The sequence below is a fragment of the Streptomyces sp. NPDC053560 genome (assembly GCF_044544605.1).
GTDB lineage: Bacteria > Actinomycetota > Actinomycetes > Streptomycetales > Streptomycetaceae > Streptomyces.
On sequence record NZ_JBITXI010000022.1, the window covers coordinates 42,361 to 55,743 of the forward strand.

A 13,383-nucleotide genomic window follows, 5' to 3' on the forward strand; every position below is an offset into this window, starting at 1 on the left:
GACAGCGACCGGATCGCCGCACCCTGCCGCCCGGTTATGCTCAGCCCCGCAGTACCCCTCGTTCGCATCTGGAGTGCCCATGCCCCTCAAGATCACCGTGATCGGCACCGGCTACCTCGGCGCCACGCACGCCGCCGCCATGGCCGAGCTCGGCTTTGAGGTGCTGGGGCTCGACATCGTGCCCGAGAAGATCGAGATGCTCGGCCGCGGCGAGGTGCCCCTGTACGAACCGGGCCTGGAGGAGCTGCTGCGCAAGCACGTCGCGGGCCTCCCGGGGTCCAGCGGGCGGCTGCGGTTCACCACCTCCTGGGAAGAGGCCGGCGCCTTCGGCGATGTGCACTTCGTGTGCGTGAACACCCCGCAGAAGCACGGCGAGTACGCCTGTGACATGTCCTACGTCGACAGCGCCTTCGAGTCACTGGCGCCGCACCTGACGCGGCCCACGCTGGTCGTCGGCAAGTCCACCGTGCCGGTGGGCAGCGCGGCGCGGCTGGCGAAGCGGCTGGCCGAGCTGGCACCGGCCGGCGAGGAGGCGGAGCTGGCCTGGAACCCGGAGTTCCTGCGCGAGGGCTTCGCGGTCGAGGACACCCTGCACCCCGACCGCCTCGTGGTGGGCGTCGCGAGCGAGCGCGCCGAGTCGCTGCTGCGCGAGGTGTACGCCACGCCGCTGGCCGAGGGCTCCCCGTGGGTCGTGATGGACTACCCGACCGCCGAGCTGGTCAAGACGGCCGCCAACTCCTTCCTGGCCACCAAGATCTCCTTCATCAACGCCATGGCCGAGATCTGCGAGGCGGCCGACGGCGACGTGGTGAAGCTGGCCGAGGCGATCGGCCACGACGAGCGGATCGGCAAGAAGTTCCTGCGCGCCGGGGTCGGCTTCGGCGGCGGCTGCCTGCCGAAGGACCTGCGCGCTTTCATGGCGCGCGCCGGTGAGCTGGGCGCCGACCAGGCGCTGACGTTCCTCCGCGAGATCGACTCCATCAACATGCGCCGCCGCGGCCACATGGTGGAGCTGGCGCGCGAGGCGGTCGGCGGCGGCTTCCTGGGCAAGCGGGTCGCCGTCCTGGGCGCGACCTTCAAGCCGGACTCCGACGACGTACGCGACTCCCCCGCGCTGAACGTCGCGGGCCAGATTCACCTCCAGGGCGGCCAGGTCACCGTCTACGACCCCAAGGGCATGGAGAACGCCCGCCGGGTCTTCCCCACCCTCGGCTACGCGCCGACCGCGCTGGACGCGGTGCGCGGCGCCGACGTGGTGCTGCACCTGACCGAGTGGCGGGAGTTCCGCGAGCTGGACCCGGCGACGCTGGGCGAGGTCGTGGCGCACCGCCGCATCCTCGACGGCCGCAACGCGCTCGACCCCGAGCTGTGGCGCAAGGCCGGCTGGACCTACCGCGCGCTGGGCCGCCCGCGCGCGTAACGCCGCACCCCGTCTCCCCGTACCGCCCGTTCCGCCGCACCGGCGGGGCGGGCGGTCCGCGTTCTCCGGCGGGTCAGCCGGACTCCCCCGTACGGCGGGCCCGGTACGAGCGCATCTTCGCCCGGCTGCCGCAGAGCGCCATCGAGCACCAGCGGCCGCGGCCGGCCGGGCTGCGGTCGTAGAACACCCACAGGCAGTCGTGGTCCTCGCACGCCTTCAGGCGGCGCCAGCTGCCGTCGGCCGCGGCGGCCGCGATGCCGGCGGCGATCCGGGCGGTCAGCGCGGCGACGCCGGTCAGGCCGGGGGCCGGGCCGAGCGCGGCCTCGCCCCGGGCGTCGACGGTGAGGGTGAGCGGCGCGTCGGCGAGCAGCGCGGCCAGCGTCCGCCCGGTCTCCTCGGGCACGTCCCGGCCGGTGTGCGCGAGGCAGGCGGCGCGCAGCGCCTCCCGGAGCCGCTGGGCGGCGGCCAGCTCCCGTTTCCCGGCAGGGACCGTCGGCAGCCCGTGCTCCCGCAGGAAGGCGGCGAGGCCGCCGGGAGCGGCCAGCGCATCGCGCCCGTCGTCGATGTCCAGGGTGTTCGCCAGGTCCTGGACGAGGGCCAGGGAAGGCGGCGCGCTTCTGTCGGCCACCCTTGCCACGTTACCTGCTGAAGGCCATCATGCAGTAACGCAGTTACCGCTAAACCTTCTCAGGAGGTAACACCATGGCCATCGCTCAGTTCGGCGTCGTCGTGCTCGACGCCCCGGACCCCAGGGCCCTCGCCGAGTTCTACGCCGGGCTGCTCGGCTGGCAGGCCGGTGCGGACGAGGAGGGCGGCGACTGGGTCGAGGTGGCCGGGCCGCAGGGGCGGCTGCTCGCCTTCCAGAAGGCGCCCGACATGGTGCCGCCGGACTGGCCCGGCGGCGAGCGGTCTCAGCAGTTCCACCTGGACTTCCGCGTGCCGCGGGACCAGATCGAGGAGGCCGAGCGCGAGGCGCTGAAGCTCGGCGCGCGGCTGGTCCAGCGCGATGACGGCGACCGCAACTGGCGGGTCTACCTCGACCCGGCGGGCCACCCGTTCTGTCTCTGCCTGCACTGACGGCAGGCCGGAAGGGGCGGGCGGGAGATTCCCGCCCGCCCCTCAGCGGTTCCCGGCCCTCAGGTCCAGGCCCAGTGCAGCTTGGTCATCCGGTCCCGCCGGTCCGCCCGGTCCAGCCGGTCGATGGTCGCCGTGGACGGCCCGCGCCGGTGCCGTGCCTCGCGGGCGGCGAACTCCGCGCCGCGCATCGCGCGCAGCGCGTTCCCCCAGGTCAGCCCGGCCAGGTCGGAGAAGGACCAGTTGCGGGAGATCAGCTCGGCGATCAGCCGCGGATAGCCGGAGACGTCCTCCAGCCCCTGCGGCCGCCCGTCGGCCGGGTCGGTGTCGAAGCCGCCGCCGAGCCCGACGTGCTGCGCGCCCGCCACGTTCCGTACGTGGTCGAGGTGGTCGGCGACGTCCTCGATGGTCGCGTGGCCCACCGGCCCGGCCACCCGCTGCGGGGCGAAGGTGACCATGCAGATGCCGCCGTTGCGGGGCAGCTGGGCGAGGACGTCGTCCGGCACGTTGTGCCGGTGATTGGTCAGGTTCCGGGCGGCGGAGCGGTTCACGAAGACCGGCGCCTTGGTGATGGCCATCGTGTGCCGCATCGTGTCGGTCGAGGCGTACGAGAGGTCGATGAGCATCCCGAGGCGGTTCATCTCGCGGACCACTTCCTCGCCGAAGGCGGTGAGACCGCCCGCGCACGGGGTGTCGGCCGCCGCGTCCGCCCAGGGCGTGTTGCGGTCCGGCGTGAGCAGCATGGACCGTACGCCGAGGGTGTGCAGGGCGCGCAGCGCGCCGAGCGAGCTGTCGATGATCTGGCCGCCGGCCGAGCCGAGCAGGCAGGCGATCCGGCCGCGGTTGCGGCACTCGGTGACGTCGTCGGCCGTCATCGCCAGGCGCAGCGCCTCGGGGTAGGCCCGCACCAGCTGGTGCACGAAGTCGATCTGTTCGAGCGTGGCGCTGATCGCGTGGTCGCCACTGAGCGCGGTCGGCACCTGCACCGACCAGAACTGCGCGCCGACCCGGCCCTGCTGGAGCCGCGGGATGTCGGTGCTGACGGCGGGCTCGCCGTATTCGAGGTCGTAGTAGTGACCCGGCGTCAGGTCGTCGCCGTGGTGCAGCCGCAGCGCCCAGGGCAGGGCGTTGTGGCCGTCGAAGACGGGGTGTGCGGCGAGCAGCGCGTGGGCCCGGGTGAGCGGGTCGCGGCGCAGCGGCGGGTCGGCGGGACGCCCGAGTGTTCCGTACGGGGAGTGGGCGTCCTCGGCGGCGCCGAGATCCCCGGCGGCACCGGTGAGGTCTGCGGCTTCCAGATCGGGGGCGAGGTCGGCCATTTCGGAACTCCTGTATCGGTGGCAGTAGGGCCACCGTGACACGAGAGATCCACTTGTTCGCGGTGAGTGATGCGTACGGGGCATCGCGGGCGCGGGCCCGCGTCCGGGGGTGTGGCCCGTTCGGCCGACACCCCCGGCGGGACGGGCCGGGTGATGCGTCTGCCGTGCTCCGCCGCCGGGCTGACCGGCCCTCAGCCGTCCAGCTGCTCGATCGTCGCGTTCGACGGGCCGCGCCGCTCCTGGAGGCCGCGGGCCACGTCCTCGGCGTCGCGCAGCGTACGGACCGCGTTCTGCCAGGTGAGCTTGGCGAGGTCGGCCTCGGACCACTTGCGGTCCAGCAGCTCCGCGATCAGGTTCGGGTAGCCGGCCACATCGGTGAGGCCGTCCGGGGTGAAGGCGGTGCCGTCGTAGTCGCCGCCGACGCCGATGTGGTCGACGCCGGCGACCTCGCGCATGTGGTCGAGGTGGTCGGCGACGGTGGCGGCGGTGGCCGTCGGGCGGGGGTGCGCCGCCTCGAAGGCGCGCTGCACCTTCATGCCGGCCTCGGTGGTGTCGAGGTGGTGCAGGCCGTGCGCGCGCATGTTCTCGTCGGCGCGGTGCGTCCACTCCCCGGCCTCGGGCAGCACGAACTTGGGCACGAAGGTGGCCATCGCGGTGCCGCCGTTGGCGGCCAGCCGCTCCAGCACGTCGTCGGGGATGTTGCGCGGGTGGTCGCAGACCGCGCGCGCCGAGGAGTGCGAGAAGATCACCGGCGCCTCGCTGACCCGCAGCGCGTCCCGCATGGTGTCGGCCGAGACATGGCTGAGGTCGACGAGCATGCCGAGCCGGTTCATCTCCCGGACGACCTCCTCGCCGAAGGCGCTGAGGCCATGGTGGCGCGGCTCGTCGGTCGCCGAGTCAGCCCAGGCGATGGTGTCGTTGTGGGTCAGCGTCATGTAGCGCACCCCGAGCGCGTACAGACCGCGCAGGGTGGCCAGCGAGCAGTGGATGGAGTGGCCGCCCTCGGCACCCATGAGGGACGCGATCCGCCCCTCGGCACGGGCCGCCTCCATGTCGTCGGCGGTGTAAGCGCGCCGCAGGTCGCCCGGGTAACGGTCGATCAGCTGCGCCACGCAGTCGACCTGCTCCAGGGTGGCGCTGACCGCCCGGTCGCCGTCGTAGTCGGAGCGTACGTACACCGACCAGAACTGCGCGCCGACGCCGCCCGCGCGCAGCCGGGGGATGTCGGTGTGCAGGTGCGCGGACTGGTCGGTGGCGATGTCCCGCCGGTCCAGGTCGTACCGGACCTGCTCGCGCAGCGCCCAGGGCAGGTCGTTGTGGCCGTCGACGACGGGCCAGCGGGCGAGGAGGTCGCGAGCCGCCTCGCTCACTTGCCGCCCCCGAAACCGAAGCCGTCGGAGCCGGAAGCGACCTTGTTGCGCAGCCGCTTGCCCTTCTCGGTGGCCTGGTCGTTCAGCTCCTGCTGGAACTCGCGCATCCGCGCCTGCAGCTCCTCGTCGTGCGCGGCGAGCATCCGGGCGGCGAGCAGCCCGGCGTTGCGGGCGCCGCCGACGGAGACCGTGGCGACCGGCACGCCGGCCGGCATCTGCACGATGGAGAGCAGCGAGTCCATGCCGTCGAGGTACTTCAGCGGGACGGGCACGCCGATGACGGGCAGCGGGGTGACCGAGGCCAGCATGCCCGGCAGGTGAGCGGCTCCCCCGGCACCCGCGATGATCGCCTTCAGGCCGCGGCCCGCGGCCTCCTCGCCGTACGCGACCATCTCGCGCGGCATGCGGTGCGCGGAGACGACGTCGACCTCGTAGGGGATCTCGAACTCGTCGAGGGCCTGCGCCGCGGCCTCCATGACGGGCCAGTCGGAGTCGGAGCCCATGACGATGCCGATCAGGGGGGAGCCATCGGAGGGGCGCGCGTCAGCGCTCATTGAGGGGCGGTGGTCGGGTGAGGGGCTGGCCGTCATTCGGTGATCGTTCCTCGCAGGTAGCCGGCGGCGTGCGCGGCGCGCTCACGCACGTCGGCCAGGTCGTCGCCGTAGGTGTTGACGTGCCCGACCTTACGGCCCGGCTTCACGTCCTTGCCGTACATGTGGATCTTCAGCTGCGGATCCCTGGCCATGCAGTGCAGGTACGCGCTGTACATGTCCGGGTAGTCGCCGCCGAGCACATTGGCCATCACGGTCCACTCGGCACGCGGGCGCGGGTCGCCCAGCGGCAGGTCCAGGACCGCGCGGACGTGGTTGGCGAACTGCGAGGTGATCGCGCCGTCCTGGGTCCAGTGGCCTGAGTTGTGCGGGCGCATCGCCAGCTCGTTGACGAGGATGCGGCCGTCGGCGGTCTCGAACAGCTCGACCGCGAGGTGGCCGACCACGTCCAGCTCCTTGGCGATCCGCAGCGCCAGCTCCTGGGCCTGCGCGGACAGCTCCTCGGAGAGGCCGGGGGCGGGCGCGATCACGGTGTCGCAGACGCCGTCGACCTGGATGGACTCCACGACCGGGTACGCGACGGCCTGGCCGTGCGGGGAGCGGACGATGTTGGCGGCCAGCTCACGGGTGAAGTCGACCTTCTCCTCGGCGAGCACGGGCACCCCGGCGCGGAACGGCTCCTCGGCGTCCTTGGCGGATCGCACGAACCAGACACCCTTGCCGTCGTACCCCCCGCGGACGGTCTTGAGGATGACCGGAAAGCCCTCGCCTTCCTCGGCGAACCGCGCCACGTCCTCGGGGTCCGAGACGATGCGGTGACGCGGGCACGGGGCACCGATCTCGGTCAGCTTCGCGCGCATCACCCCCTTGTCCTGCGCGTGCACGAGCGCGTCGGGACCGGGGCGGACGGGGACGCCGTCCGCCTCCAGGGCCCGCAAATGCTCGGTGGGCACGTGCTCGTGATCAAAAGTGATCACGTCACAGCCGCGCGCGAACTCGCGCAGGGTGTCCAGATCGCGGTAGTCGCCGACGACCACATCGCCGACGACCTGCGCAGCGGAGTCCTGCGGGGTGTCACTGAGGAGCTTGAACCTGATGCCGAGGGGGATGCCTGCCTCGTGGGTCATACGAGCCAGCTGTCCGCCGCCGACCATGCCGACTACCGGAAACGTCACGCCTTCAGGGTATCCGCTCCGGCCGACCGTTCCCGGCCACCCCTTGGAGGATCCTCCGAATTCGGGCGATCCCTCCCTCTGTGCGAGCCACCACCGGGCGATAGGCTCACCCGAACGCGCGGACAGGGGGAGGACGCATGGACGGTACCGACGGCATATCCACGCCGTCCCGCAAGATCGGCATCACGATCGCGGTGGCGGCACTGCTGGTGGCCGTGTACTCCCTGATATCCCTGCTCACCGCCCGTCCCGAGGTCTACGGGCCGCAGGACACCGTCATTTCCATCTCCCCCGGCGAGCGTTTCTCGATAGAGCTGGACGACAACCCCGGCACCGGCTACCGCTGGCGCATCGAACCCCCGGCCCCCGACCCGCACGTGCTCAAGCCGGCCGGCAGCCACTACGACGCCGACGAAACGGTGGTGGCCGGCTCCGGCGGCACCCGCTTCCTGGAGTTCCAGGCCGTACGCCCCGGCCGTACCGAGCTGAAGCTGCGGCACTGCTTCCAGTGCGGCACGGACCGGGCCGACCCCGACCGCGGCGGCGAGCTGCTCGCCTTCCGCGTCTCGGTGACGGACTAGCCCGCGGTGACGCGCCGGCAGTCCACGGTGACGGGGGCGTCCACCGCCCGCCCGAAGTGACGCAAGGGCCCCGGGCGGCCCGTCGGCGCGCTGGTTAGCATGAGTGGGCGGCGGACCGCCGACCACGGCCCGCCCGACATGACGCCGTCACGGGGAGCTGAGCCACCACCATGTCTGGACGGAGCGCGCTGCGCTCGCGGCTTCGGCTGCTGACCCGCGAGATCGTGAAGTTCGGCGCGGTGGGCGGGGCCGGCGTGCTGGTCAACCTCGTGGTCTTCAACCTCGTACGGCACACCACCGAGCTACCCGTGGTGCGGGCCGGGATCGTCGCGACGGTCGTCGCGATCCTCTTCAACTACGTCGGCTTCCGCTACTTCACCTACCGGGACCGGGACAAGGGCGGCCGCACCAAGGAACTGGTGCTCTTCGTCTTCTTCAGCGCGGTCGGCCTGGTGATCGAGAACGGCATCCTCTACGCCGCGACGTACTGGTGCGGCTGGAACACCCCGCTCCAGAACAACGTGTTCAAGTTCCTCGGCATCGGCATCGCCACGCTCTTCCGCTTCTGGTCCTACCGCTCCTGGGTCTTCAAGGCGCTGCCCGCCAAGGAGGCCGTGGAGACCGCCGAATCCTTCCTCTCCTCCGGTACCGAGGACACCCCCTCCGGGGCCCCGGCGCGCGGCCGACGCCCGTGAGCACGCTCCGGCGCGGCCGGCGCCCATGAGCGCAGTCCTGCGCGGCCGGGGGCTCAGCGCGGGCTGGCGGCGGGACCCGGCTCGTCCTCGTCCCCGGACCGGTACTGCTCGGACTCCCGGCTGAGGAAGAGCGCGAAGACCGGCGGCTCCTGCTGGAGCAGCTCCAGCCGGCCGCCGTCCGCCTCCGCCAGATCCCGGGCCACCGCGAGCCCCAGGCCGGTGGAGTTGCGGCCGCTCACCGTCCGCTCGAAGACTCGGGAGCCCAGGTCGGGCGGTACGCCGGGGCCCGCGTCGGTGACCTCGACGACGGCCTGGTTGCCGGTGACCCGGGTACGCAGCGCCACCGTGCCGTCACCGTGCATGAGCGAGTTCTCGATCAGGGTCGCGAGGACCTGGGCGACCGCGCCCGGCGTGCCCACGGCCCGCAGGTTCTTCTTGCCCGACCGGACGATGGCCCGGCCCGCGCTGCGGTAGGCGGGCCGCCACTCCTCGATCTGCTGCTTGACGACCTCGTCCAGGTCGAAGGCGACGGCCGAGCCGGAACGCGGGTCGCGGGAGTTCGTCAGCAGCCGCTGGACGACGTCGCTGAGCCGGTCGACCTGGCCCAGGGCGATCGTCGCCTCCTCCTTCACCGTCTCCGGGTCGTCGGTGAGGGTGATTTCCTCCAGCCGCATGGACAGCGCGGTCAGCGGCGTACGGAGCTGGTGGGAGGCGTCGGCGGCGAGCCGGCGCTCGGCGGTGAGCATCCGCGCGATCCGCTCGGCCGAGGCGTCCAGCACGTCCGCGACCCGGTCCAGCTCGTGCACGCCGTAGCGGCGGTGGCGCGGCCGGGGGTCGCCGGAGCCGAGGCGCTCGGCGGTCTCGGCGAGGTCGGTGAGCGGGGCGGTCAGCCGCCGGGCCTGGCGTACGGCGAGGAAGACGGCGGCGAGGACGGCGAGCGCGGCGACCGCCAGGATGATCAGCAGGGTCCGTCCGATCTCGGCGCTGACCGCGGAGCGGGGCTCCTGGACGGTGACCGTCTCGCCCCGCTCGCCGTGCACGGTCGCGTCGATGACGTCGCCCGAGGGCCGCTCCCCGATCTCCACCGGGGCGTGGCCCGGCACCTTGATCTCGGCGTACCGGTCGGTGGTGATCTGCTCGGACAGCACCTCGGCGGTGATCTTCTCGCCGCCGCTCAGCCGGCTCTCCACCATGCCCACCAGCCGTACGGCCTCGGCGCCCACGCTCTCCTGAGCCCCCGCCTGGATGGTGCGGGTCTCCACGATGACGAGCGAGACGCCGAACACGGCGATCACGACGAGCACCACGGCGAGGGTGGAGTTGATCAGTCGGCGGCGCACGGTGCCCTCCGGGCGGGGTGGGTGGTTCCTCGGGGCTTCAGCTCTTCTCGAAGCGGAAGCCCACGCCGCGCACGGTCGCGATGTAACGGGGGTTGGCGGCGTCGTCGCCCAGCTTCTTGCGGAGCCAGGAGATGTGCATGTCGAGCGTCTTCGTCGAGGACCACCAGGTGGTGTCCCAGACCTCGCGCATCAGCTGATCGCGGGTCACCACCCGGCCGGCGTCCCGCACCAGCACCCGCAGCAGGTCGAACTCCTTGGCCGTGAGCTGGAGTTCCTCCTCGCCCATCCAGGCGCGGTGGGACTCCACGTCGATCCGGACGCCATGGGTGGCCGGCGGCTGCTGGGGTTCGGCGGTCGTGCCGCGGCGGAGCAGGGCCCGCACCCGCGCGAGCAGCTCCGCGAGCCGGAAGGGCTTGGTGACGTAATCGTCGGCGCCGGCGTCCAGGCCGACCACGGTGTCCACCTCGTCCGCGCGGGCGGTGAGGACCAGGATCGGGAAGGAGTGGCCTTCGTTGCGCAGCCGGCGGGCGACCTCCAGGCCGTCGATGCCGGGCAGTCCCAGGTCGAGCACGAGCAGGTCGATGTTGCCCTGCAGACCGGCGTCGAGCGCCGTGGGGCCGTCCTCACGCACCTCGACTTCGTAACCCTCACGGCGGAGTGCGCGGGCCAGCGGCTCCGAGATGGACGCGTCGTCCTCGGCGAGCAGTACACGGGTCATGGCCCGATGGTAGTCCGACAGGTCACGGCCACGATGCCCCTCCGGGGGTCCCCCGGGTGACCGTGGGTGTGCACCGCTCGGTTCCCGGGCCGCCATGTGACCGTTGTCTCACTGGCACCAACCTCAGCTACGCGCGTCGTACAGTGGCAGAACGTCCGTCGTACAACCCGGGACCATGGCGCTCATGCAACGTCAGGGTCCCTGTTGTGTGCGGGCCCGGCACGACCGGACCCGCGGGCAAATGACCTCTCAGACCGGGTCCATCGCACGCAGAACGGGGGCGTGGATTCCGGTGTACGGCCGTCCTGTCGATTCCTCTCTCCACAGTGGTGTCGCACCCCCTACCGGGCGTGGGGGCGGACGGCACTGCGCCGGTGCCGGTCAGCCGACCCGGGCGCGCGGCCCCACCTGCGCGTCCCGATCACTCAAGGATCGACCATGGCGTCCAGCCTGACGAAGGATTCCCCCGGGCAGGGAACCCCTGCCGGCGGCAAGACCTTCTTCGGCCACCCCCGCGGACTGGCCACCCTCTTCATGACCGAGATGTGGGAGCGCTTCAGCTTCTACGGCATGCGGGCCCTGCTCACGATCTACCTGCTGTCCGGTGGCCCGGACGGATCGGGCATCCGCGAAGGCGGCCTGGCGTTCAACGCCGCCACGGCCACGGCCATCTACTCCATCTACATGGCGATGGTCTACCTCCTGGCCATGCCCGGTGGCTGGCTCGCCGACCGCGTCTGGGGCCCGCGCAAGACCGTCGCCATCGCGGCCACGGTCATCATGCTCGGCCACCTCTCGCTGGCCGGCCCGGGACAGGGCTTCTTCTTCGCCGGCCTGGCGCTGGTGGCGATCGGCTCCGGTCTGCTGAAGGCCAACATCTCCACGATGGTCGGCCACCTCTACGACGGGCCGAACGACCCGCGCCGTGACGGTGGCTTCACGATCTTCTACATCGGCATCAACGTCGGTGCGTTCCTGGCCCCGCTCATCATCGGCACCGTCGGCGAGAGCCACAACTGGCACCTGGGCTTCGGCCTCGCCGCCGTCGGCATGGGCCTCGGCCTGCTCCAGTTCCTGCTGGGCACCAAGCACCTCAGCCCGGAGAGCAACAAGGTCCCCACCCCGCTCAGCGCCGAGGAGCGAAACTCCTGGCTGCGCAAGGGCCTGACCTGGCTCATCATCGCCGCGGTCTTCTACGGCGTGGTCTCCTTCACCGGACACTTCACCCTGAACTGGGCGATGATCCCGCTGGGCATCCTCGGCATCGTCATCCCGGCCGCCGTCCTCTTCCGCATCAAGCGGGACAAGGAGCTCTCAGGCGACGACCAGAGCAAGGTCTCGGCCTACATCTGGTTCTTCATCGCCGCCGCGGCCTTCTGGATGATCTACGACCAGGGCGGCTCCACCGTCCAGGCGTTCGGCACCACCAAGACCTCCGGCGAGCTGTTCGGCCTCTCCTTCCCGTCCACCTGGTTCCAGTCGCTGAACCCGATCTTCGTCATGGCGCTGGCCCCGGTCTTCGCCTGGCTGTGGCTGTGGCTGAACCGGAGGGGCAAGGAGCCCAGCACGATCCTGAAGTTCGCCGCCGGTCTGTTCCTCATCGGCGTCTCGTTCTTCTTCTTCCTGCTGCCGCTGGCCATCGCGACCGACGGCACGAAGGTCAGCCCGATGTGGGTGCTCGGCATCTACTTCATCCAGACCATCGGCGAGCTGTGCCTCTCCCCCGTCGGCCTGTCGCTGACCACGAAGATGGCGCCGCTGAAGTACGCCAGCCAGATGATGGGCATCTGGTTCCTCGCCAACACCGCGGGTGACTCGGTCACCAGCCTGCTGGCCATCGGCGGCGTCGACATGAGCGGCTCGGGCGCGGTCCTCGTCGAGGCGATCCTCGCGGCGCTCGCGGGCTTCGCGATCTTCATGTACCGCAAGCAGGTCCGCTCCCGCATGGGCGAGATCCACTGACGGACCCGCTGACCCGGCGGACGAAGGGCCCCCGGCACCACGGTGCCGGGGGCCCTTCGCGTGCTGCGGCCGTTCGGGTGGGGCGCGCGGCCCTCCGGGAGAGCCGGACCGGGGCGCGGTAACGATCGGTGTATGCGCCGAGGGAGTGTGTGGGCCGGGGTGTGCGGGGTGCTGGCGGCGGTGTGTCTGGCGGTGGTGCCGGGGGCCGGGCGGGCCGCGGCGGCTCAGGGCGGGCAGGCCGCCGGGGACGCGCCGGGCGGGCCCGATCCGTACCTGGGGACGTACGCGTACGGCCCCACGGAGCGGCAGACCATCGGGGCCTACCGCGCCCCGGGGCAGGACCTCCGGCCCGCCGTGATGATCCTGCACGGCGGGTACTGGGCACAGGACTCCGACTGGAGCGGCTGGGCCCGGAAGCTGGCCGCCCGCGGCTTCGTCGTCTTCGACGTGGACTACCGGCTCAACACCGACGCGCCCTGGCCCGCCCAGCGCACCGACGCGCTCACCGCGCTGCGCTGGATCCGCGCCCAGGCCGCCCGCTTCCGGACCGACCCCCGCCGGATCGTGCTGCTCGGCTCGTCGGCGGGCGGCCAGATCGCGGCGAACACCGCGGAGTACGCCGCCGGCACCGCGTACCGGCCCGCCGGGGTGGTCGCGCTGTCCCCGGTGGCCGACCCCTACCTGGCCTGGCGGGACGGCGCGCGCTCCGGCGCCTCGGCCCAGCAGCGGCGGCTGCGGCGCGAGGCGCGGAAGCTCGCGGGGTGCGACCCGACGGCGAAGAAGGCGACCGCGATGGCCGCCGCGAAGTGCCGCGCGACCTGGGACGACATGGCCGCGAAGAACTGGGCGCCGGGCGGCCCGAAGCGGCCCGGCGGCCCCGGGGTGCCGATGCTGCTGACGCACTTCGCGGACGACTTCGTCCCGGTGGCGCACTCGCGGGGCCTGGCGAAGGCCGAGCCCGCTGCCACGGTGTCGGTCGTCCCCGGGACGGGCCACGGCATGACGGCCCTCACCCGGCCGGCGACCGAACGCCGGGTGCTGACCTGGCTGACGGCCCGGACGCAGCCGACCGCGGCTCCCACCGCCCAGCCTTAGGGCCGCTGGGACGCGCAGCCGTCGCGACGGACCCGAACGGCCGCCGCCCGCAGTGTGCGCCGCAGGCGGCGGCCGACCCGTCCGCT

General features: G+C 72.3%; 13 protein-coding genes. 6 read left to right on the forward strand and 7 right to left on the reverse strand.

Annotated elements, in window-relative coordinates; translation table 11 throughout:
- Positions 1–79: 79 nt before the first annotated feature.
- Positions 80–1,420, forward strand: coding sequence for a UDP-glucose dehydrogenase family protein (locus ACIGQF_RS36455; protein ID WP_399719734.1), 1,341 nt, complete (start codon positions 80–82; stop codon positions 1,418–1,420).
- Positions 1,421–1,493: 73 nt separating this feature from the next.
- Here ACIGQF_RS36455 and ACIGQF_RS36460 read toward each other — a convergent pair whose 3' ends face one another.
- Positions 1,494–2,048 (reverse strand): CGNR zinc finger domain-containing protein, encoded by a 555-nt coding sequence (locus tag ACIGQF_RS36460; protein WP_399719737.1) that lies wholly within the window; start codon positions 2,046–2,048, stop codon positions 1,494–1,496.
- A gap of 74 nt (positions 2,049–2,122) precedes the next feature.
- On the opposite strand from ACIGQF_RS36460, the gene ACIGQF_RS36465 reads away from it, so the two are divergent.
- Positions 2,123–2,497 carry a VOC family protein gene (locus tag ACIGQF_RS36465; protein WP_399719741.1) on the forward strand — a complete coding sequence of 125 codons (375 nt, stop codon included), beginning with the start codon at positions 2,123–2,125 and terminating at the stop codon, positions 2,495–2,497.
- A 59-nt stretch (positions 2,498–2,556) separates the two neighbouring features.
- On the opposite strand, the gene ACIGQF_RS36470 is transcribed toward ACIGQF_RS36465, so the two are convergent.
- From ACIGQF_RS36470 to ACIGQF_RS36485, 4 genes are all read right to left on the reverse strand, one after another.
- Positions 2,557–3,810, reverse strand: a complete 1,254-nt coding sequence (locus ACIGQF_RS36470) for a dipeptidase (RefSeq protein WP_399719744.1) — start codon at positions 3,808–3,810, stop codon at positions 2,557–2,559.
- Positions 3,811–4,001: 191 nt separating this feature from the next.
- Positions 4,002–5,180, reverse strand: coding sequence for a dipeptidase (locus ACIGQF_RS36475; protein ID WP_399719748.1), 1,179 nt, complete (start codon positions 5,178–5,180; stop codon positions 4,002–4,004).
- On the reverse strand, positions 5,177–5,734 hold the full coding sequence (gene purE, locus ACIGQF_RS36480; RefSeq protein ID WP_399719750.1) for a 5-(carboxyamino)imidazole ribonucleotide mutase: 558 nt from the start codon (positions 5,732–5,734) through the stop codon (positions 5,177–5,179). The genes ACIGQF_RS36475 and purE overlap by 4 nt, the downstream gene beginning before the upstream one ends.
- 32 nt (positions 5,735–5,766) lie before the next feature.
- On the reverse strand, positions 5,767–6,906 hold the full coding sequence (locus tag ACIGQF_RS36485) for a 5-(carboxyamino)imidazole ribonucleotide synthase (protein ID WP_399719753.1): 1,140 nt from the start codon (positions 6,904–6,906) through the stop codon (positions 5,767–5,769).
- A gap of 137 nt (positions 6,907–7,043) precedes the next feature.
- Here ACIGQF_RS36485 and ACIGQF_RS36490 point away from each other — a divergent pair, with 137 nt between their 5' ends.
- On the forward strand, positions 7,044–7,487 hold the full coding sequence (locus tag ACIGQF_RS36490; RefSeq protein WP_399719756.1) for a protease inhibitor I42 family protein: 444 nt from the start codon (positions 7,044–7,046) through the stop codon (positions 7,485–7,487).
- Between the two features lie 170 nt (positions 7,488–7,657).
- The gene (locus ACIGQF_RS36495; RefSeq protein WP_399719758.1) at positions 7,658–8,182 is read left to right on the forward strand and encodes a GtrA family protein; all 525 of its coding nucleotides are present in this window, start codon (positions 7,658–7,660) and stop codon (positions 8,180–8,182) included.
- A gap of 53 nt (positions 8,183–8,235) precedes the next feature.
- Here the strand turns inward: ACIGQF_RS36495 and ACIGQF_RS36500 are convergent, their stop codons facing one another.
- Positions 8,236–9,522, reverse strand: coding sequence for an ATP-binding protein (locus tag ACIGQF_RS36500; protein WP_399719761.1), 1,287 nt, complete (start codon positions 9,520–9,522; stop codon positions 8,236–8,238).
- Between the two features lie 37 nt (positions 9,523–9,559).
- Positions 9,560–10,240, reverse strand: coding sequence for a response regulator transcription factor (locus ACIGQF_RS36505; RefSeq protein ID WP_361568312.1), 681 nt, complete (start codon positions 10,238–10,240; stop codon positions 9,560–9,562).
- A 438-nt stretch (positions 10,241–10,678) separates the two neighbouring features.
- On the opposite strand from ACIGQF_RS36505, the gene ACIGQF_RS36510 reads away from it, so the two are divergent.
- A complete protein-coding gene (locus ACIGQF_RS36510) occupies positions 10,679–12,202 on the forward strand; it encodes a peptide MFS transporter (protein WP_399719765.1) in 1,524 nt (507 codons plus the stop codon).
- Positions 12,203–12,334: 132 nt separating this feature from the next.
- Positions 12,335–13,297 carry an alpha/beta hydrolase gene (locus ACIGQF_RS36515; protein ID WP_399719768.1) on the forward strand — a complete coding sequence of 321 codons (963 nt, stop codon included), beginning with the start codon at positions 12,335–12,337 and terminating at the stop codon, positions 13,295–13,297.
- Positions 13,298–13,383 lie beyond the last annotated feature (86 nt).